This is a genomic window from Desulfacinum infernum DSM 9756, assembly GCF_900129305.1.
GTDB lineage: Bacteria > Desulfobacterota > Syntrophobacteria > Syntrophobacterales > DSM-9756 > Desulfacinum > Desulfacinum infernum.
In genome coordinates, this window is sequence record NZ_FQVB01000018.1 from 1 (window position 1) to 20,807 (window position 20,807).

Here is a 20,807-nt window from a genome sequence, read left to right on the forward strand (position 1 = left end):
CACACCGGGAACACTCTCGACCACCGGCTCGTAATAGCGCTTCTGACACTGGATCACCGTCTCCTTGAGCCGGCGGACGTATCGACGCGCTGAACGCTCCGAGACCTTCAACCCCGGGTCCTTCTGCTGCAGCTTGTACAGCACCTTCGCCGCGCTCAGATTTGGAAACTGCCGAAGCAAGGTCACAATATAATCTCGATAGGCGTCCAGCTGCTTGCACCGTTCCCGGTGGCTTTGCTTCACCTCAATGGCCGCCTCATCCATGCGCAGATATTTCCTGACCGTGTTGCGGGATAGGCCCAGCTGGCGTGCGATGGCCCGAATCTTCTTCTCGTAAGTAGAATGGGTTAGGTGCCGGCGTCCGGGAGCCGATGTCCTTGCTCATTTTTCTTAGGTTCTGGAATCCTCCGTGATAAGGGGTGGGGCGATCCGGGGAGGGAAAGAACGGTTGAGGGCCCCTTCCGGAAGTGGCCGTAAAGGATCCAGAGGAGTGGACTGGGAAAGAGCAGGGGGATCTTCATGACGCAGGCGGGGGTGCCGGCGGGGGATTTTGTGGCCATCGACTTCGAGACAGCGGACCACGGGCGGGACAGCGCCTGCGCGGTGGCCCTGGTGCGGGTGGAGGGCGGGCGGATCGCGGCCCGGGCCTTTCGTCTCATCCGGCCGCCGCGACGGGTCTTCCGATTCACGCACATCCACGGCATCCGCTGGGAGGACGTTCGCCGGGAGCCCACCTTCGGGGAGGTGTGGCCCGATCTGGAGCCCATGCTCGCCGGGGCGAGTTTCCTCGCGGCCCACAACGCTCCCTTCGACAGGGGGGTGCTTTCCGAGTGCTGCCGGTCCCACGGACTGGCGCCGCCCCCGCTTCCCTTCGTCTGCACGGTGCAGCTGGCGCGGCGGGTGTGGCGGCTTCGCCCGGCCAACCTTCCGGCCGTTTGCCGCCATCTGGACATTCCCCTTCGCCACCACGACGCGGCTTCCGACGCGGAAGCCTGCGCCCGCATCGTCCTGTGCGCCCGGGCCGCCCAGGGGTAGCTGCTGCGGCCAGGGTTCGCCCGTCCGGGCAGGCGGGAGTCCAAAAGATCCTCTCGAGCTGGACAGGTTTTTCATGCTGTGGTCCTGACGGGCGGGCGTAAAGCCCGCCCCTACAAGTACGGGTCGGGATTTTGCGTAGGGGCGGGGTTTATCCCCGCCCGTCTGGACTGCCCGCGGCCTCAAGGATCGTGACTGCCGGTTTTGAAAAAGGGGGGGAGACAATCCCCTTGAGAGGGAAGTTGTGAGATATGCGGCGGGCGGGTGAACTTTTCCGTGACATCCGCTGCGCAAATTGCTATAGGAGGCGCTTGCGCGGCCGCCGTGCCGGCCGTTCGGAAGGATACAAAAAGGCAGGAGAGATCAAAGGAGGAAAGACCATGCCGTCCAATACGCACAAGACCCGCCTGATCCGAAAGAAGAAGGACCGCCCCAACAAGGAGAACCAGAAGGCGGACCAGAAGCGCATGAAGAAGAACCTGGAAGTGCTGGCCAAGGCCGCCGAGAAGTAGCCTGGCGCCCCGGTCGCCCTGTGAGCTTGGGGAGGGCGAGACGCCGGGCCGGCGCCTCCCCTTACAGCTCGATCACCTTCACCATGTTGGTGGTGCCCGGAACCCCGATGGGCACTCCCGCCGTCAGAACGATCCTGTTTCCCTTCCTCGCGATTCCCTGTTCCAACACCCAGCGACGGGCCATGTCGTACATGGAGTCCGTGTCTTCATAGGTGGGCACCAGCACCGGGGTCACCCCCCACGAAAGGGACAGCTGCCGAAAGGTGCTCAGGGTGTGGGTGAACCCCAGGATGGGGCTCTGAGGCCGAAGGCGGCTCACGAGCCGTGCCGTGCTCCCCGAAGAGGTGGAGGCCACGATGGCGGCGGCTTCCAGCGCGGCCGCCAGGTCCACCACGGCATGGCTGATGGCCGCCGCCGTTCCCGGAAGGTGCGACGACAGGGTCTCCATGCGCCGGTCGTTTTCAAAAAGATAACTTTCCGTGGCCACGGCGATCCGATCCAGAACCCGCACGGACTCCACGGGATAGGCTCCCATGGCCGTTTCGTCGGAAAGCATCACCGCATCGGTGCCGTCCAGGATGGCGTTGGCCACATCGGTGGTTTCCGCCCGGGTGGGACGCGGGCTGGAGATCATGGACCGGAGCATCTGGGTGGCCGTGATGACCGGCTTGGCCGCCTCGCGGGCGCTGCGGATGATGCGCTTCTGGATGATGGGCACCTCGTGAAGCGGCGTCTCCACGCCCAGATCGCCCCGGGCCACCATGACCCCGTCCACGGCCTGGAGAATGGCGTCGAAGCGCTGCAGGGCCTGGGGCTTTTCGATCTTGGCGATGCAGAGCGGCCGCTGGGGGCTTTCCTGGAGCATGGCGATCACGGGCGCCACGTCCCGTTCGTGGCGCACGAAGGAAAGGGCCACGAAATCCACCCCTTTCCCCAGCCCGAAGGTGAGGTCCGCCTTGTCCTTTTCCGTAAAGGCGGGAACCCGCAGCGTGCTGGAAGGAAGGTTCACCCCCTTGTGGGAATGGATCTTGCCGCCCACCAGCACCTGGCAGACCAGCTCCTGGGAGCTTTTGGACACCACGCTGAGTTCCACCAGGCCGTCGGCCAGGAGGATGCGATCCCCTTCGTTCACGTCTTCCGTGAGATGGGGATAGTTGACGGGAAGCCGCTCGTCGCTCGTCTCTTCCCCGGCGAAGAGCCGCACCGTCTCGCCGGCCGTCAGGGTGCGTTCCCGTTCGGCCAACGTCCCCAGGCGGATCTTGGGGCCTCCCAGGTCCTGCAGGATCCCGATCTCCCGGCCTTCCTCCTCCGCCACGCGGCGGATGAGGTCGATCATGCGCCCGTGTCCCTCATGGTCGCCATGGGAGAAGTTGAGCCGGGCCACGTCCATGCCGGCCCGGATCAGTTCACGGATCCGGTCTTCCGAATCGCACGCCGGGCCGATGGTGCAAACGATTTTGGTGCGTCTTTCCCGTATCATCGAATCACCACGCAAATGAGGTCCATGACGTTGGTTCGGGTGGGGCCGGTCCGAAGGAGCCCTCCCGTCCTTTCGAAAAACCCATAGGCATCGTTTCGATCCAAGTAGTGGCGGGGCTCGATCCCGAGCCTCCGGGCTTCGGCCGCGGTGGTTCCGTCGGCGAAGGCGCCCGCGGCATCCGTGGGCCCGTCCGTTCCGTCGGTTCCGGCGCTCAGGACGCAGATGCGGTCCCAGCCTTCCAGGGCCAGGGCGCACGCCAGGGCGAGTTCCTGATTGCGTCCGCCCTTGCCGTCGCCGCGGAGGGTCACCGTGGTTTCCCCGCCGAAGAGAAGGCACGCCGGCGGTTTCACCGGTCGACCCGTGGCAGCGCACTCCTTGGCGATGGCGGCCACGGCCTTGGCCGCTTCCCGCGCTTCCCCTTCCAGGCGGGACGTGAGGACAAGGCCCTTGTAGCCCCGGCGTTCGGCTTCATCCTTGGCCGCCAGGAGGGCCATGAGGTTGTTTCCCACGATGAGGTTTTCCACCCGGTCGAAGACAGGGTCGCCCGGCTTGGGGGTTTCCGGGCGGCCCCCGTCCCGGCCTTCCCGGAGAACGGAGACGACCCGGGGCGGCGCCTGGTCCAGAAGGCGGTACCGTTCCAGGATGTCCAGGCAGTCCTGGAAGGTGGTGGGATCGGGAGCGGTGGGGCCCGAGGCGATCACGTCCAGGGGGTCTCCGATCACATCGGAGAGGATGAGCGAAAAGGTGCGGGCCGGATGGGCGGCGCGGGCCAGCCCTCCGCCCTTGATCCGCGAAAGGTGCTTTCGGATGGCGTTGATTTCCTGGATGGTGGCCCCGCAGGCCAGAAGGAGGCGGGTCACGTCCTGCTTTTCCTGCAGGGTGAGCGGCGGGACGGGCGCGGGCGTAAGCGCGCTTCCCCCGCCGGAAAAGGCGGCCAGGACCAGGTCCTTTTCACCGGCCTTTTCGGCCACCTCCAGCAATCTTCGAGTGGCCGCCACGCCGGCCTGGTCGGGAACGGGATGGGCGGCTTCCATCACCTGCACCTTCCGAAGCGGCAGGCCGTGTCCCGTCTTGACCGTGACCGCCCCTTCCCGGATGCGGTCCTCCAGAAGGTCTTCCAGGGCCTTGGCCATGGGCGCCGTGCCCTTGCCGGCCCCCACCACGTAGACGTGGCGGACCGCGTCCAGATCCACGGACCGGCTCCCCAGCCGAAGCTCCGAGCCGTCTCGCTTCACGTGGCGAAGCACCGCGGCTTCCGGATCCACGGCCGCCAGGCCCGCCCGAAAGATGGCTTCCAGGTCTTTGCGGGGATTGTCCACGTTCAGCCTCGATCTCTGAAGTCAGAACGGAAGTGGGGGTGCATTCCGTCCGTTAGTCGGCAATTCGACCATCACGTACGGCATCAATATAGTCCATACAGTATTCGTCCCGGCCGAGCAACATGTTGGAGGTGATCAGCGTGGCCATGAGCGATGCGTCCAGTGGATCCAGAATGGCCGCGTCCAGACCCGCGGCCATCATTAAAGAAAGGAAGGCGCGGTTGACGGCCCGCCGTTTGGGAAGCCCGAACGACACGTTGGAAAGGCCGCAGACCGTGTGCACCCCCTCTAGTTCGGTCATGATCTTCCGCACGGCGGTGATGGCCTGCGGTCCGTGCTCGGTGCGGGTGCTCACCGGCTGAACCAGGGGATCGATGTAGATGCGGTGACGGGGCATTCCGATGCCTTCCAGCTTCTCCACCAGTTGACGAGCCCTGTCCAGCACCTCGTCGGCGTCTTTGGGAAGGCCGGAATCGTCCATGCACAGGGCCACCACGCCGCAATCCTTCCCTCGGAGAAAAGGGATCAGGTTGTTCAGCCGCTCCTTTTCCAAACTGATGGAATTGATCAGGGGAGGCCGTTCGACCCGCTCATAGGCCGCCTCCAGGACCCTCGGGTCCGGGCTGTCCAGGCACAAGGGGATGGAAACCTCCTCCTGGATCACATCCAGCAGCCATTCCATGTCTTCCCGTTCACGGCCGACACGGGCCCCTGCGTTCACGTCGATATAGTGGGCTCCGGCGTCCTGTTGCCGCTTCACGTCGGCTTGGATGAAGGCGGCGTCCCTTGCTTCCACCGCCTGGCGTACAGGCTTTCGTGTGGTGTTGATCCGTTCTCCGATGACTGTAAACATTTTTTTCTCCGTTTCACCGCCTCCTGCGCTCGGCCGAATGCCCCCGGCTCTTGCGGGCTGTGCTAAAAAAATTCGCCCGGAAGGGAATGCCTTCCTGCTTTGAGCCTCAACTGAGCGGTTCTTCCTTCGGCTGTCTTTTACACCCTGTGATTAGCGGGCGGGGATAAACCCCGCCCCTACCCAATAGGTCCGTCTGCTTTTGTAGGGGCGGGCTTTACGCCCGCCCGCCAGATCCTCACGATGGAAAGGGATCGCCCGATTTGGGTTCGGGCCCGTGGGGGGCGATCCTCAGGCCACCTCCACCAGCTTCTTGCACAGGGCCACGGCCTGGGCCGCGTCGGCTCCATACCCGTCCGCCCCGATCCGCAGGGCGAAGGCTTCGTCCACCGGCGCCCCGCCCACGATCACCTTCACCTGATCGCGCAGTCCCTCCGCCTCGAGAGTTTCAATGACCCTTTTCATTTCCGGCATGGTGGTGGTGAGAAGCGCCGAAAGTCCCAGGATCTGAGGACGGCTTTCCCGGACCTTCTCCACCAGGGCCTCCACCGTCACGTCCACCCCCAGGTCCATGACCTGAAAGCCGGCTCCCTCCAGCATCATGACCACCAGGTTTTTTCCTATGTCGTGAATGTCTCCCTTGACCGTGCAGATCAGCACGGTGCCGCGCGAAACGTTCTGGCTCGCCGTGAGCAGCGGCTTGATAAGGGACAGGCCCTTCTTCATGGCCATGGCCGAAGCCAACATCTCGGGAACGAAGATCTCCTGGGCGGTGAAGCGCCTTCCCACTTCGTCCATGGCGTCGATCATGGCCTCATGGATGAGCCGGTCCAGAGGAACGCCCGCCTCGATCGCCCGTTGGATCGGGGCCTCCACTTCCTTGGGACGGCCGGAGATGATGACGGAACGGATCTCTTGAAAGAGTTCGTGCATCTTTCTTCCTCCATGGGTTCGCGTTGTTCCCGCGGGATGGGTTTTCAGTATCCTTCGTGGGCGGCCGCCACGATGGCTTTCAGGTTTTCCAGGGGAGTTGCCAAAGGAACGGCGCATTCCGGAGCGATGATGTGGACTCCCGATGCAATGGCGTACCGGGCCTGTTTGTAGACGTCCTCAGGCGTTCCCTGGTAGAGCGTCTGGGGGTTGTTGATGTTTCCGATAAGTGAGATGAGGTGACCCACTCGCGCGACGGCGTCCTTGGCGTCCACTTGCCATTCCATGTGGTAGGCGTCCACGCCCGAGGCGGCGAAGAGCTCCAGTCGGTCGGAACAGTTGCCGCACACATGCAGGATAACCGGCCCGTGGATCTGAGACGTCAGCTCCCGGTGGAGCGGCAGAAGAAACTTTTCGTACTGCGCGGGGCTCACCAGATTGCCGGTGGCGTGATCGGCCAGGACCACCGCATCGGCGCCGGCCTGGAACATGGCGTTGGCGAACCGAATGGGTACCGGCATGAGTTGGCGCAGCATGCGATGCACCACTTCGTCCTCGCCCAATCCGATCTGCAGGAGGAAATTCTGGGTTCCCGCCATGTGATAGGCCAAGGTCCAAGGGCCCATCACCTTGCCGATGATGGCCGCGCGCCCGCCCACGTGCCTTCGCAGGATGGAGATGGCGTCCAAAACCACCCGCATGGACGGCCTTTCCAGCAGATTTTCGGGGATGTGGATGGGTGAGAAGTCTTCGTAGGGGAAGTTTTTGGCGTCCGGCATGGCGTTCCGGTTCCCCCAATCCACCTGGCAGCCCAGGGCGGCCGCCTCCTGGTGAACGGAAAACTCCGGCATCACTGCATCGAATCCCACCACCTCATGGCCTGCCAGTGCCAGTTCGGCCATGGCCTGCGCGTTGAGGTGGGCCTCCGGAAAGCCGACTCCGACCCGATCCATTAGTTCGTGGCAGACGATGGACGTGGGATTGGCCACGGGGGGACGGGATCCTTTGCGGCCGTTGAAAAGCGCGGACATGAACAGACTATAGCTCGATTCCTTCACGGTTGATCCTCCAGGTTTTGATCCACGAGAGTTCGGTTACTGCACGTAGCCCAGCATGCGAGGCACCCACAGGGTCAGGGCGGGGACGTAGGTGAGCAGGAGCAGGACGGCCAGTTCCACCAAGAGGAAGGGCAGGGTGGCCTTCACGACCTGTTCCATCTTGAGCCGGGTGATGCCGCAGACGGTGAAGATGCACTGGCCCAGCGGAGGCGTGATGAGCCCGATGTTCAAGTTCACCAACATGATCAGGGCGAAGTGGAGCGGGTGGATCCCGGCGGACTGGGCGATGGGGGCCAAGATGGGGGCCAGGAGCACGATGGAGGCGGAAATCTCCATGAACATCCCCACGATGAGCAGCAACACGTTCATGAGCAGGAGCAGCAAGTAGGGATTGTCCGAGACGCTCAAAAAGGCCTCGGCCAGCATCTCCGGGATGCGCTGGTAGGCCAGAAGCCATCCCATGATGTTGGCGCTTCCAATGATGAGCAGAACCACCGAGCTGGTGATGGCGGTCCGCTTGAGCATGAGCGGAAAATCGCTCCATTTGAGCGTTCGGAAAAAGAACATGCCCGTCACGATACCGTAAACTACGGCCACGGCCGCCGCTTCCGTGGGAGTGAAGACCCCGGTGAGGATGCCGCCCAAGATGATGATGGGGATCATGAGCCCCACCAGGGCATTCTTGGCTTCCAGGGCGATCTCTCGGAGTCCCGCGCGTTCCCTTCGGCCGTAGCCCCGCTTGCGGGCGAAGACGTAGCTTACCGCCATGAGGGCCAACCCGATGAGAAGTCCGGGGACGAATCCCGATGCGAAGAGCGCGGCGATGGATTCCTTCATGGTGACGCCGTAGATCACCATGACGATGCTCGGAGGGATGATGGGCCCGATGATGGACGAGGAGATGGTCACCGCGGCACTGAAGTCCTCCTCGTACTTTTCCTTGGTCATGGCCGGAATCAGGATGGTGCCCAGGGCGGCGGTGTCCGCCACGGCGGCACCGGTGATGCCGGCGAAGAAGATGCTGGAGACGATGTTCACATGGGCCAGGGCTCCCCGGATATGCCCCACCAGCACGTTGGCGAAACGAATGAGCACCTGGGTGATCTGGGACTTGTTCATGATTTCGCCGGCGAGGATAAAGAACGGAATGGCCATGAGGGAAAACATGCTCATGCCCTGGAAAACCATCTGCGGCACCAGTCGCAGGAACATGGGATTGTCCAGGGTGAACAAACCCGCCAGCGAGGCCAGGCCCAGACAGAAGGCGATGGGAACGCCCAGCGCCATGGTGGAAAAGAAGACACCGGTCACAATGGCAATCGTCATGAGAGTCACCTTTGCGGGGGAAAGGGCCTATTCATCCATGTAACAGCACGCATCCTCGACCAGCGTCTGCCGTCCCGCCGCGGCGAGCGCAATCTGAACCGCCAGCTGGCAGATGCAGGCGGCCGAACCGACCAGAAGGCCGAAATAGGGCCAGGACATGGGGATCATGAGGGCCGGGGAACGCTGGGCGTGTGCGAAGAGGGCCAGGGCGTATCCTTGACGCAGGAGCAGGACCAGAAAGGCCGACATCATGAGGTTGTTCAGCATCTGAATCCAGCGGCTGTGGCGGTTCAAAAAGCCCAACTTCTCCACCACATAGGACACCCCCACGTGACGGCCGCGCCGGATGCCCATGGCCGCCCCCAGCATGGCGAACCACACCATCATGAAGGTGGAAAGCTCTTCGGACCATTCCAAAGGGGCGTTGAAAACGTAGCGGAAGATGACGGCCACGAAGACCACCGCCGTCATGAAGGCTCCGAGAACGACACAGATCCATCCGGTGAGACGGTCCAGCCAAAACCCGAAACGCTCCACCGCATCGAAAACCGCTTTTCCAGTCATGGCTTCTGTCCTCGAAAAGGTTGAAGGGTGCGGTCGAAAGGGGCGGTGCCTCCGGGATGACCGGAGGCACCCGGGCTCCGGGGACTATCGGAATTCCCACTTCTGCTCCACTTCGGTCGTGGCCGCCATGAGCCGGTCGATCCAGGGTTCGGAGCCCTTGACGTTTTCCTTCAGCCACTGGATCACCACCGGCTGGGAAAGCTTGCGGAATTCCGCCAGCTGTTCGCCGGTCGGGGTGTAAACCTCCATGCCCGCCTGTTGGATCTTTTCGAGGCCCACGGCATCCTGGAGCCTGGAAACACCGCGTCCCACGGTGGTGGCCGCGCGGCCGGCATCGAGCACCACCCGCTGGTATTCGGGGGGAAGGGATTTGAACCAGGCGTCGTTCAGGAACATGAAGCTGGTGCTGTAAACGTGGCCGTCCAAGGTGAGGTATTTCTGCACTTCATAGAGTTTGCCGGATACGATGACGCCCACGGGGTTTTCCTGTCCGTCTACCACCCCGGTCTGGAGCGCCGAATAGACTTCCGACCACGAAATGGGGGCGGCGGCGGCTCCCAGGGCCTTGACCATGGCCATATGGGCCGGAACCTGCATGGTGCGGAACTTCATCCCCTTCATGTCCTCGGGGCTGCGGATCGGGTGCCGGCTGTTGGTGAAGTTACGAAAGGCGCCCCGGCCCGTGGCCACCACACGAAGGCCCGTGGTCTTTCGCAGGTCCTCGAAAAGCTCCTGGCCGAAAGGCCCGTCCATGACGGCCCACCCCACGCTTTCCGTGGCGAAGAGGTAGGGAATGCTGAAGACCTGAATCATGGGATAGAAAGTAGGAACGGTCCCCTCGGCAATGATGCAGCCCTGGATGACGCCCATCTGAGTGGATTCCATCATCTGACGTTCCTTGCCCAGGGTGCTGGACGGATGGATCTCCACCTTGATGGCGCCGTTGGTGCGGGCTTCCACGATGGATTTGAAGACCACCGCCATGGGGTGCTCAATGGTGTTCTGAATGTCGGGCGGCTCGAAGTGGCCGAGGGTCAGCACGATGGGCTTGTTCTCGGAGGCCGCCGTTGCGGTCGCTGCGCTCGCAAGGACGAACGCGATCAAAAGGCACACTACCAGTAAGGGGTTCCTGCGCATCTTTTCCTCCATGTCGCTGCTGCCGTGTTGGTTCCAACCGACATGGGCTCGGTTGGACTCCCATATGGGACCGGCGCCTGCGCCGGTCCCCCTCCGGGACGATCCATATCAAGGGTGTGCTGCCAAAACCTGTGGGTGCGTTTTTCACCTCCCTTCCCTCGAGGATGGTGTTCGCAGGCCCCGAACCTTCCGGAGGACCAGGGAGGCTTCTAACGCAACTCCAAGCCTACGCTCGGATCTCCAGGTCGAACCGGTAGTGCCTGCGAACGGCGGCAACGATGTCGTTGAGGTGCTCCAGCATCTCCCTTTCGGCACCCTCCACGTCCCGTGCCGCCACGGCATCGAGGATGCGGCGGTGATAGGCCAAGGCCCGTTCCACGGCCCCCTCGGTGCGCGAAAAATCCTTCAAAAACTGCAGGTTCAGATCCCGGATGGTGTCCACGATCCGTGCGAAGATGCGGTTTCGGGACACCACGGCCAGATAGTGGTGGAAGGCGAAGTCCTCGCGGGAAAAGGAGTCGATGTCGCCCCGCTTGGCCGCTTCCATGGCAGCCTCCCACAATTGCTCCAGATGAGCCGCATCGGTTTGCGTGCAGCGCCTGGCCGCCAACCGCACGATCACCAGTTCCAGGTGGTAGCGGCACTCGATGAGCTCCCGGGTCGAGGTCTCGTCGATGTGCAGGCTGTAGAGCATGGGCTTGAGGATCTGACTGGGATCGGGCTTGGTGACGAAGGTGCCGCGCCCCTGATCGATGCGGACCAGTCCCAACGAGGCCAGCTTGCTTTGGGCTTCACGGATAACCGTCCGGGACACGTTGTATTCCCGTGCCAAAACATCCTGGGGCGGCAGGCGTTCCTCGGAGGCAAAGCGTCCCGAAAGGATGTCGCTCCGCATCTGCTCGAAGACCTGTTCCGCCAATTTGGATCGGGGAGTGGGCATGGGCTCCTCCATTCATCATACGTATGACGTATGATGTCTTATGAGTTGAGGTTCGTCAAACGAAAAATCACACCCGGGCCCGAAGCCCTTCGACCGTGCGCAGGAAGGCGGCCGAAGGGCTCCGGGCCGAAACCACGGCAGCACCGCCATGGTAGCGGGTTCCTGGGTCTTGTGGAAGGCGTAGGGCAAAGGTGTTGTCAGCGAAAAGGGCGCGGGCTATGGTGCGGAAAAATCCATCCCTGTGTGTCCATGCCGAAATGGTCCTGAAAACGTGAGGGATTTTCGATGCTCGAAGAAGGCGTGATCCAGGATTTGATCGACGGTGTTCCCATGCTCCCCGACACCGTCTACCGTGTGATGGACATGATGCAGGACCCCCAGGCGGATCCAAGGAGGCTCGCTAGGATCGTTCAAGAGGACCCGGGCCTGGCGCTCCAGACCCTGCACCTGTGCAATTCCCCCTTCTATTCCCTTCCCGTGGAGGTGACCTCCATCGAGCACGCCGTCCGCCTGCTGGGGATCTCCACCGTGTGCGGCCTGGTGATGGCCGCCCACTTTCACGGGCTGGTGAGCCGCTACACAGGGCCCGCGGCGGAGGTCTGGCTTAAAGGGGCGCGCCGACATTTTCTGGAAGTGGCGGAATGCTGCCGCTTTCTCGTGCGCTCGGCCGGCGCTCCGCAAGCCCAATCGGATGCCTTCACGGTGGGCCTGTTGCACGACATCGGAAAACTGGTCTTGGCGCAGCTCGGGGCCCGGGAGGCCAGGGCCGTGCAGGAGGCGGTGATGCAAGGGGATCTGGCCCTCGTGGATGTCGAGATGGAGGTCCTGGGGACCGATCATGCCCAGGTGGGGGCGCGCCTGGCGGACCGATGGGAGCTGCCCTGGGAGATCGTGGACGTGGTTCGCCACCATCACCTCCCGGAACGAAGCGAGCTGACTCTCGCCTACTTCACGTTCCTGGCGGATGTCCTCTGCCATGCGGGAAAGGACCGCGAGGGGCTGTCCCGGGTGTTGGACAGAATTCGGGTGGAAAAGTGGATCGAAGCTCAGTGCGGGCTGGAGTGGGACGACCTGGAGGATTTGGCCTCCCAGTGGTGGGCGTTGCCGGTGTCCGGAAGTCGCGGCTAGGGTCGCGGGGGTGGCCGGTTGCCCGTGGCTGCTGGGCTTCAGCCTTGCAGGTGCGTGCCCCCTCAAAGCATTGAGAGTTCGCGAAAAATCGCCTGATCCATCCTGGGTTCGGAGGCCCCTTTTCGCAGCCTTGAAGGGCTGCGCTACGGCGTAAAAAGACCGCCCGCAAACGGGCCCGAAAGTCTCTTTCCGTGGAGAGCGGACCTTACGCCCGCATGGGAGGGATGCCAGCCGCCGCCCGCATTTCCGAGACGAACGCAATTAGGGGCGCCATTCCGGGCCCCTATCCGGATGCCGCCTCAGCGGTCTCCGGCTCCTCCAATCTCCCCTGCAGGAAGAGCCGAACGTGTTCGGGCAGTGCCGCCGCCTTCTTTTCCAAAGCCGGGCGCACGTGGTTTTCCGTGAGGCTTTCCACCGTCCTGTGGGGAATTCTCAGAATCTTCAGATAGTCCGTAGTGAAAGGGGTCCTGGCAACTTCCTCGGCGTTCCCCTCAATGAGCTTGGCGCATTGATGGGCCGCATGAAGCACGGCGATGCCACGTCGCACATCCTCCGGGAGATTCTCCGGAGGGCTGAATTCCGCATATTCCTGCATTTCCACCGTGCGGCATACATTTTCCGGAATGTTCCATTCGCTCAACAGCATGGCCCCGATCTTCGCGGAGTCCAGAATGTCGATGAGCACCGAGAGTTTCGGATTCTGTCGCTTGAGCAGGAGGATCACGCTCTTTCCGATGTCGTGAAGCAGGGCGAGCGTGCTCATCACCGACGCCTGCTGGCGGTCGGTCAAGAGGCCTATTTCGTAAGCAATGTGGGAAATGACCACCGAATGGTTGTGGAGTTTTCGGAAAGGGGGCGTGTTGGGCATGGTGCGCCGGAGGCCCTCGGAGACGACCAGCTGGTAGACCTGATTGAAGCCGAGGAGGATGACCGCATGCTGGAAGTCGGAGATCCTCTTTTGCCAGTTGTAGTAGGAGGAATTGACCCGTTTCAGCACGGCGCTCACCAGGGATGGATCGTCCTTGGCCAGTGATGCCACCTGTTTGGCCGATACGTTTTCGTCCAAGAGCATCTGGGTCAGTTTGCTGGCGTACATGGGCAGCTGCGGCACCTTCTTCAGCATCCCCACGATGAGGTCGGATTGCGTGTAATCCTGGGTTCGCTGAACCAGGCTGTGCCGGACATAGCGGCTCAGGTGATCGCAGCGGGCCGCCAGCAGCGCCTCCGTTTCCTCGCTGCGCAGGAGGCGGCGCACGTGGGTGTCGTTCAGTTTCTTGGCCAAGTGGAGATGGAGGCCGTTGTCCAGGGCACGGAGCATGGATTCGCTGAAGACGAGGACAATGGTCGGTCGGGCCGCCACCGCCGAGGTCAATCGGTGGCCGGGACTGAGCAAGGGGGCGTCGCAAACGGCGTCGCCGGGATGAAGGACGGCCACTTCGTGAAGGGTCCCGCGGGCGCGTCGCACCAACCGAAGCCGGCCCTTAAGAAGGACTGCCAGAGAGTGGCCTTGTTCTCCTTCGCGAAAGAGGAATTCGCCGGTGTCCAGGGTTCGCACCTGGCCCATGTTGTACAGACCGATGAATTCCTTTTCGTCCAGACCTTTAAATGCCGCCCGTACATCCGCGTTGGTCAGCGTGTTCGGCGATCCGTCCATGCGCATATTGCCTTTCCTTGTGGACTTGGCTGGGGTTGTCTACCTCGGTAGAAGATTCGGCAGGTCTCGGGAAAAGGATGAATGAAAATTGACATGACCCGGAGATCGCACTACTTTTCGGAGCTTCGGTGCCGGGGTGGTGCCGGCTTATGGAAAAATGTTGATCCGTGTTCGGAACGAAAGGTGTGCTGGAAATGGATCGGGAAAAAAAAGTAGCCGTTCTGGCAGGGGATGGGATCGGGCCGGAAATCATGGCCGAGGCTGTCAAGGTCCTCAAGGCGGCGGAAGCCGCCTTCGGGTTCCGCTTGAAATATGAATACGCCGACGTGGGTGGGTGCGCCATCGACTGCCACGGCCATGCCCTGCCCCCGGAAACGCTGGCGCTGTGCGAAGCGAGTGACGCGATCCTCTTTGGGGCGGTGGGAGGCCCCAAGTGGGAATGCCTGCCGCCGGACCAGCAGCCCGAGCGGGCCGCACTCCTTCCCCTTCGAAAACACTTCGACCTCTTCTGCAACCTGCGGCCGTCCCGAGTGTTTCCAGCCCTGGTGGAAGCCAGTCCGCTTCGTCCTGATATCGTGGGCGACGGGTTCGACATCCTGTGCATCCGGGAACTCACCAGCGGCATCTATTTCGGCCGGCCCAAAGGCAGGGAAGGGCAGGGGGCCGACGAACGGGCTTTCGACACCATGAGCTACACCCGCCGGGAGATCGAACGCATTGCGCGGAAGGCCTTCGAGATCGCCCGCCTTCGAAGGAAAAAGGTGACCTCCATCGACAAGGCCAACGTGCTCACCACCATGGTGCTCTGGCGGCAGGTGGTGACCGAGGTGAGCCGGGACTATCCCGACGTTCAGTTGAACCACATGTACATCGACAACGCATCCATGCAGCTCATCCGGGATCCCCACCAGTTCGATGTGTTGCTGTGCGGCAACATGTTCGGGGACATCCTTTCCGACCAGTGCGCCATGATGACCGGGTCCATGGGATTGCTGGCTTCGGCGAGCATCAACGAATCCAACTTCGGGCTCTACGAACCCGCGGGCGGTTCCGCTCCGGACATCGCCGGAAAGGGGATCGCCAATCCCATCGCCCAGATCTTGTCGGCGGCCATGATGTTACGCCACAGCTTCGGCCTTGAGGCCGCGGCCCTGGCCATCGAGAGGGCCGTGGAGGAGACCATCGCGGCGGGCGTCCTGACCCGCGACATCGCCCGGGATCCCCGGAAGGCCGTGGGAACCGCCCAGATGGGCGACGCGGTGGCCTCACGCATACGCGCGTAGACAGGGATAGAGGGATACGGGGCAGAGGGATATGGGATAAAGGGGTAAGGGGTAGAGGGCGGAGCACGACGAACAGACAATGCGCCTCCCCCCTTTAACCTTTTCCCTTTCACCTTATCCCATATCCCCTACCCCATATCCCTCACATGGCCTACGCATGATTTCGCAGCTTCAGTTCCACCGGATGGGGATTCAGGTAAACCTGGCGCTTGAGATAAGGCTGGTCGTATTTTCTCACGAAGTGGTTGATGAGGGTGATGGGAACGATGAGGGGGTAGAGTCCCTTACGGTAGGCTTCGATGATCTCCCGAAGTTCGGCCTTTTCGTCAGCCGTCAGCTGTTTCTTGAAATAGCCCATGAGGTGGTAGAGCACGTTGGCGTTCTTGGCGGCGGTGGCCTTGAGTTTCAGGGCCTCCGTCATCAGGCCTTCGTAAGCGTCGTAGAGCTCCCGGAGGTCCATCTTCCTGCCTTCGGCCACCAGCTTGCCCAAGGCCCGGTAGTGCTTGGGGCTGTGGGCCATGTAAAGGAGCTTGTGGTCGGTGTGGAAATCCACCAGGCGCCCCAGGCTCCTGCCCCCTTCCAGGTGCTCCTTCCAGCGTTTGAAGTGAAAGATCCGTTCCACGAAGTTTTCCCTCAAGACCGCATCGTGCAGCCGGCCTTCCTCTTCCACCGGAAGGCGGGGAAAGGCCTTCATGAAAAGGCCGGCGAAGATGCCCACGCCGATCTTCCGCGGCATGCCCTTGGTATCGAAGATCTTCACCCGCTCCATGCCGCTGCTGGGCGAGTTGCTCTTGAAGACGAACCCGCAGAGGTTTTCCCCCTTGAGCTCCTCCAGGCGCTTTTGGGCCCAGCGCACCATCTGTTCCGTCAGATCCCGCCGGGTGCGGGTGGTGATCAGCCTGGGATTCTCGGGATCGCCTTCCAGGTGCATGGATTCCCGGGGAATGCCCATGCCGCATTCCACCTCCGGGCAGACCGGGACGAACTCCACGTAGGCCCCCAGGATGTCCGTGAGGTACCGGTCGTGCTTGTGGCTGCCGTCGTAGCGCACCGGCTCTCCCAGCAGGCAAGCGCTCGCGCCCAGCCGGATCTTGTTCGCGGGCATTTAGAATCCTCCCTCCACGCTCATGCCGCCTTCCTGGGAGAAGGTACTGCCCACCTCCCCCAGACCCACCAGCATCAAGGCAAAGATGACTTCCCGCTCTTCCGCTTCCTCGCGGTAGCCGAAACGAAGCCCCCAACATCCGTGGCGGTAGGCCAAGCTGTAGGTCTGCTCGAAGACCTCCTGCTTGTCGAAGGAATAGTCGTAGTAGGAGGAAAAGGTCAGGTTGGGAAGGATCTTCAGGTGAAAGGACGCGATGAGCTCATCGATGGTGGTGTCCTGCCGGTAACGGTAGGTGAGGCGCAGGGCGTCGTCCCGGTCCGAGCGGAACCCCAGCGACAGATCGTGCAGGGTGGGGGTCTGGTCGTGGGGCGAATAGAGGAGGTCGTAGGAAAGGGTCACGTACCGGCCCGGGGTTAAGTCCACTTCCATGTCGATATCGGAAAACCGTTCGCCCGCCTTGGTTTCGATGAGGGGGTCCGTCACGTCCTCGTCCAGGAGGTACGCCTGTGAGACTTTCAACCGGGCCCATTCCCGGTAGGTGCTGTAGGGTTCCCCCTCTTCCGGCTGCACCTCCTTCTTGACGACCCAAAAGGAGGAAAACCCGTATCGGATGGCGTGTTGTTTGCTGATCCGGTCCACGCCGTCGAAGCTCGGGAGATCGTCTTGATCCACGTCCGGCACCAGGGTGTAGAGGACTTCGGGTCGGATCACGTGCTGGACGGCTGTGGAAGGAAAGCGATAAACCCGCTCCAGCCGACTGGAAGCTTCCAGTTGGAAGTCGGGTACCCAGCGGGATTGGAAGGACGACCTGTCTTCATCCTGCCAGTCCACCTGGTAGAAGGTGGCGCGCAGGCCCGCCGACGGTTCCACGGCCAGGTACGGCCACACCTGGAGGGGGGCGTGGAGACGGGGCAGGAAGTCGGCGCGCACTCCCGTGTCGCCTTCCGGGCGCCAGTAGTTCACCGCCGAAGAGTCCACGCTGTAGTAAAGCGGCCAGGAACCCATGGGGGACGGCACCACGGACGCGCGCAACTGCGGCAGTTGCTGCAGGGTCGTTTCGTCCAGGGCCCGGTTGAGCTGGTCCCAGTAGTGGACGTCCAGGCTGGCCACGGCCGATTCTCCCCGCTTGAGGAGGTAGAGGCTGGATTCCCGAGCCGTGACCGTCTCGTCGTTCAGAAGCTCCCTTCGGCTGACTCTTCGAAAAGTCCGGTTGGTGGATTCCAAGGCCGCGGATCCCGACTGGAATTCCTTCAAGAAGTTCTTGTCGCTTACGAAGTCCAGATCCAGGTACCCCTCCACGCCGTAGGGAAGCTCCAGGCTGTGGCGGGCCCGCAGCCAGTAGCGCTCCTTTCCCTGGTATGTGTAACCGTGATCGGCCAGATCCTGCTCGTCGGCCTGGTCCTGGAGGTAGTGGAAGAGCCAGGCTCCCCGCCCCAGGGAGTTGTGGTGGATCTGGTATTCCACCCCTCCCAAAAGGCCTCTCTTTTCCAGATAGTTGGCGTAGAAAGTCAGGTCCATGTCGGGCCGGAACGCCCAGAAATAAGGCTGTTCATAGTAGGTGCCGTGCAGGTTGCTGGAGCCGAAGGTGGGAAGGAGAAATCCTGACTGCCGGTCGCGGTTCACGGGAAAATAGGCAAAAGGCGTGTAGAAGACGGGGATTTTCCACAGACGCAGCGTGCTGTGCTTGGCCCAGCCCATGCCGTTGACCTTAACGTCCAGATCCCGGCAGGAGATGGACCAGTCGGGTGAGGCCGGGTCGCACGTGGTGATCACTCCCTGGGCCACGTGGTATTGGGACGGGCCTCTCTTGGAGATGTTCCTTCCGGTCAGGTAGAAGCCGTTATCGGAAAAGTAGACGGTGCCGCCGTCCACCCAGCCCGTTTCCGTGTCCAGGTTCCAGATCACCCTTTGGCCGGTGAGCCAGTCGGCCCCGTAGCGGATGCGCACGTTTCCCTGGAGCGTGGCCTGCCGCTCGGAGAGGTTCACCTGGGCCCACTCGGAGGTGATAAGGCGGTCTCCCGACGCGATGCGGACGTTTCCTTCCGCCTCGTAGGTTCTTGTCTTGGCGTCGTAGGTGAGCCTGTCGGCCTGGATCGTCCAAGGCGTTTCGCCGTCTCCCAGGAACCCCGCTCCCGATTCCGTGCCGTCCAGGAGCGACTGGGCGGGAAGGGGCCCGGCCAAGACAAGGGTCCCGAAGAGGAGGGCGACGAACAACCTCCAGCGAAAAACATGGGCGCGGTCTTTTTTCATGGGACGTCAAGCCAACAGTTGATCGTGCAGTTGGAAGGGTTCTCCGTAGAGCTCCTTCACCTCGCCGACGAAATAGAGCGATCCCGTAATGCAGATGAGATCTTCCGGGGTGGCCATGTCCTTGGCTTGGGCGATGGCGTCCGCGGGGTTGGGAACCACGTAGTGGCGCTGGATGTAGGGCTTGGCCAGCCGGCGGAGTAGTTCCGGATCGGCGGCGCGTCCGTACCGCGGGCGCGTGAAGAAGACCGTTTCCGCCAGGGGAAGCAGCCGCCGAAAGATTCCGCGGATGTCCTTGTCCGCCATGATCCCCATGACCAGATGGAGTTTCCGGTATCGGAAAAGGTGAGTCAAGGAGGTTCTCAGGGATTCGGCACCATTGGGGTTGTGGGCGCCGTCCACCATGACGATGGGATCCCGTTCCAGGATCTCCATCCGACCCGGCCAGTGCACGCCGGTCAGCCCTTCCCGCACGCGTTCCGGGTCCAGGCGGAGGACCCCTTGTCCTTCCAGGAGTTCCAAAACGGCCAAGGCCAGGGCCGCGTTGGTGTGTTGATGTTCTCCAAGGAGTCCGAGGGGGAGATTGGCCCAGCGGTGGTGAAGGCCGTGATAGGAAAAGTTTTGGGGGCCGTTGCGCCGCACCCGAAAATGGGTGCCCAACCGGTACAGAGGGGCACGTTTCTTGAGACATCGGGTCTTCAGGGTGCTTTGCACCACCGGCTGACGGGCTCCCGTGACCACCGGCGTGCGCTCCTTGATGATGCCCGCCTTTTCCCGGGCCACGGCCGACAGGGTGGATCCCAGGAACTCTTGGTGGTCCAAGGCCACGTTGGTGATCACCGACACCCTGGGCTCCAGAACGTTGGTGGCGTCCAGACGACCGCCCATCCCCGTCTCCACCACCGCCCAGTCGACCCCTTCCGCGGCGAAAAGCTGGAAGGCCATGGCCGTCACCGCCTCGAAAAAGGTGGGTAGCTGGTCGCCGTCCACCACGTCCATCACGTCCTGAAAGGCGCGAAAGACCTTGTCGGCGGAGACTTCCCTGTCGTCGATTCGAAACCGTTCCGTGAAACGAACTAAATGGGGCGAAGTGTAGAGCCCCACCCGGAACCCGTGGCGATGGAGGATGGCGGAAAGCATGGCGGCCGTGGAGCCTTTACCGTTGGTACCGGCGATGTGGATGGCGGAAAAGGCGCCGTGGGGATCTCCCAGGCGCGCGAGAAGCCGTTCCGTTCGGTTCAGCCCGAACTTGATGCCCATCTTTTGAAGGCTGAATAAGAACTGAACCGCCTTATCGTAATCGTCCACCGACTGTCCCCCCTCCTGGAAAGAAAACGGGCCGCCTCGGAGTATCTTCCGCCGAGCCTTCTACCACAGGCGAGAGGGAAAATGAAAGGGGGTCGCCATCCGAGTCCAGAGCCTGTTCGGGTAGGCTGGGTCCGCAAACCGCCCCTGCAGCCAGGTGGGGCGGGGCAAGATTGTCGCAACAGTCGAAGAGCCGGCGAGTTCCAGGTGATTCCATGAGGGGCGGCGATGAGTCGTCGGCAAATGCAAACTGTAGGGGCGAAGGATCATTCGCCCCTGTCGGGAGGCCGGCAGGGGCCTCAGGGGCTGGGGCTGTAGAGTACGGCCACGGCCTTGGCGGGTTTTTCGCTCAGGCACCGGAAACTGTGGCTCACTTCGGAATCGAAATAGATGCTGTCACCCGGGCGCAGGATCTCCACGCGGTCCACGGTCCGGAACTCCAGCTCGCCCTCCAAAATGTAGAGGAATTCTTCGCCCGAATGGCTCTGGAAAACCATCCGATCCGCATCCTGGATGCGGAATTCCACCAGGAAGGGCTCCATGTGCTTGGAACGCTTGCGGAACTCGAGGGATTCGTAGATGTAATTCACTTCTCCCTTGCTTTGGTGAGGCCGCCGCTCCACCTTGGAGCGTTCCTGGGGGCGGGTGATGGAAATCTTTTCGTCCGATTCTTCGTCTTGGAAAAAATGCGCCAGACCCACGTTGAGGGCCCGGGCCAGCTTCATGAGGGTGGCGATGGGGGGCACCACGTGGTCGTTTTCGATCTGTGAGAGGAATGGCTTGGACAGCCCGGTTTTCTGCGCCAGATCCTGCAGGGTGTACTTGTATTGTTGTCGAAGCTCGCGAACCTTCTGACCGATCTTCAGAGCCTTCACCGCCAGTTGGATGTCGTCTTGACCTGCCATCGTGCCTCCTTGTCTTGGGGGTTCCTTCCGGC

General features: G+C 62.3%; 18 protein-coding genes and 1 pseudogene. 4 read left to right on the forward strand and 15 right to left on the reverse strand.

Features of this window, described 5'->3' with window-relative positions:
- Window positions 1–264, reverse strand: a pseudogene (locus BUB04_RS09850) (hypothetical protein); the annotation flags it as partial.
- Window positions 265–519: 255 nt separating this feature from the next.
- Between BUB04_RS09850 and BUB04_RS09855 the strand changes: the two are divergent.
- Together BUB04_RS09855 and BUB04_RS20090 are read left to right on the forward strand one after the other, a co-directional pair.
- Entirely contained in the window at window positions 520–1,035 is a 516-nt protein-coding gene (locus tag BUB04_RS09855; RefSeq protein WP_073038868.1) for a 3'-5' exonuclease, read from the forward strand.
- Window positions 1,036–1,412: 377 nt separating this feature from the next.
- Window positions 1,413–1,544: a hypothetical protein gene (locus BUB04_RS20090; protein ID WP_281246587.1), complete on the forward strand. Its 132-nt coding sequence runs from the start codon at window positions 1,413–1,415 to the stop codon at window positions 1,542–1,544.
- A gap of 61 nt (window positions 1,545–1,605) precedes the next feature.
- Here the strand turns inward: BUB04_RS20090 and pyk are convergent, their stop codons facing one another.
- The 9 genes from pyk to BUB04_RS09905 form a co-directional block, all read right to left on the reverse strand.
- Window positions 1,606–3,024 carry a pyruvate kinase gene (gene pyk / locus BUB04_RS09865; RefSeq protein ID WP_073038872.1) on the reverse strand — a complete coding sequence of 473 codons (1,419 nt, stop codon included), beginning with the start codon at window positions 3,022–3,024 and terminating at the stop codon, window positions 1,606–1,608.
- Window positions 3,021–4,343 (reverse strand): glycerate kinase type-2 family protein, encoded by a 1,323-nt coding sequence (locus BUB04_RS09870; RefSeq protein WP_073038873.1) that lies wholly within the window; start codon window positions 4,341–4,343, stop codon window positions 3,021–3,023. Before BUB04_RS09870 ends, pyk begins: the two co-directional genes overlap by 4 nt.
- A gap of 52 nt (window positions 4,344–4,395) precedes the next feature.
- Window positions 4,396–5,196 (reverse strand): methyltetrahydrofolate cobalamin methyltransferase, encoded by an 801-nt coding sequence (locus BUB04_RS09875; protein ID WP_073038876.1) that lies wholly within the window; start codon window positions 5,194–5,196, stop codon window positions 4,396–4,398.
- A gap of 288 nt (window positions 5,197–5,484) precedes the next feature.
- Window positions 5,485–6,126, reverse strand: coding sequence for a corrinoid protein (locus BUB04_RS09880; RefSeq protein WP_073038878.1), 642 nt, complete (start codon window positions 6,124–6,126; stop codon window positions 5,485–5,487).
- 44 nt (window positions 6,127–6,170) lie between these two features.
- Window positions 6,171–7,181, reverse strand: a complete 1,011-nt coding sequence (locus BUB04_RS09885; protein ID WP_218588421.1) for an MtaA/CmuA family methyltransferase — start codon at window positions 7,179–7,181, stop codon at window positions 6,171–6,173.
- 36 nt (window positions 7,182–7,217) lie between these two features.
- On the reverse strand, window positions 7,218–8,507 hold the full coding sequence (locus BUB04_RS09890) for a TRAP transporter large permease (RefSeq protein ID WP_073038881.1): 1,290 nt from the start codon (window positions 8,505–8,507) through the stop codon (window positions 7,218–7,220).
- A gap of 27 nt (window positions 8,508–8,534) precedes the next feature.
- Window positions 8,535–9,071, reverse strand: a complete 537-nt coding sequence (locus BUB04_RS09895; protein ID WP_073038883.1) for a TRAP transporter small permease — start codon at window positions 9,069–9,071, stop codon at window positions 8,535–8,537.
- Between the two features lie 84 nt (window positions 9,072–9,155).
- Window positions 9,156–10,208 (reverse strand): TRAP transporter substrate-binding protein, encoded by a 1,053-nt coding sequence (locus BUB04_RS09900; RefSeq protein ID WP_073038885.1) that lies wholly within the window; start codon window positions 10,206–10,208, stop codon window positions 9,156–9,158.
- 226 nt (window positions 10,209–10,434) lie between these two features.
- A complete protein-coding gene (locus tag BUB04_RS09905) occupies window positions 10,435–11,148 on the reverse strand; it encodes a FadR/GntR family transcriptional regulator (RefSeq protein ID WP_073038887.1) in 714 nt (237 codons plus the stop codon).
- Window positions 11,149–11,433: 285 nt separating this feature from the next.
- Here BUB04_RS09905 and BUB04_RS09910 point away from each other — a divergent pair, with 285 nt between their 5' ends.
- Window positions 11,434–12,276, forward strand: a complete 843-nt coding sequence (locus BUB04_RS09910) for an HDOD domain-containing protein (RefSeq protein ID WP_073038889.1) — start codon at window positions 11,434–11,436, stop codon at window positions 12,274–12,276.
- A 283-nt stretch (window positions 12,277–12,559) separates the two neighbouring features.
- Here BUB04_RS09910 and BUB04_RS09915 read toward each other — a convergent pair whose 3' ends face one another.
- Window positions 12,560–13,930 carry an HDOD domain-containing protein gene (locus BUB04_RS09915; protein ID WP_178371957.1) on the reverse strand — a complete coding sequence of 457 codons (1,371 nt, stop codon included), beginning with the start codon at window positions 13,928–13,930 and terminating at the stop codon, window positions 12,560–12,562.
- Window positions 13,931–14,124: 194 nt separating this feature from the next.
- Between BUB04_RS09915 and leuB the strand changes: the two genes are divergently transcribed.
- The gene (gene leuB / locus BUB04_RS09920; RefSeq protein WP_073039028.1) at window positions 14,125–15,213 is read left to right on the forward strand and encodes a 3-isopropylmalate dehydrogenase; all 1,089 of its coding nucleotides are present in this window, start codon (window positions 14,125–14,127) and stop codon (window positions 15,211–15,213) included.
- A gap of 151 nt (window positions 15,214–15,364) precedes the next feature.
- Here the strand turns inward: leuB and BUB04_RS09925 are convergent, their stop codons facing one another.
- From BUB04_RS09925 to BUB04_RS09940, 4 genes are all read right to left on the reverse strand, one after another.
- Complete coding sequence (locus BUB04_RS09925; RefSeq protein ID WP_073038893.1) at window positions 15,365–16,318, reverse strand: YbgA family protein; 954 nt, start codon at window positions 16,316–16,318, stop codon at window positions 15,365–15,367.
- Complete coding sequence (locus BUB04_RS09930) at window positions 16,319–18,568, reverse strand: LPS-assembly protein LptD (RefSeq protein ID WP_073038895.1); 2,250 nt, start codon at window positions 18,566–18,568, stop codon at window positions 16,319–16,321.
- Between the two features lie 6 nt (window positions 18,569–18,574).
- A complete protein-coding gene (locus tag BUB04_RS09935) occupies window positions 18,575–19,873 on the reverse strand; it encodes a bifunctional folylpolyglutamate synthase/dihydrofolate synthase (protein WP_084076377.1) in 1,299 nt (432 codons plus the stop codon).
- 296 nt (window positions 19,874–20,169) lie between these two features.
- Window positions 20,170–20,775: a helix-turn-helix domain-containing protein gene (locus tag BUB04_RS09940; RefSeq protein ID WP_073038897.1), complete on the reverse strand. Its 606-nt coding sequence runs from the start codon at window positions 20,773–20,775 to the stop codon at window positions 20,170–20,172.
- Window positions 20,776–20,807 lie beyond the last annotated feature (32 nt).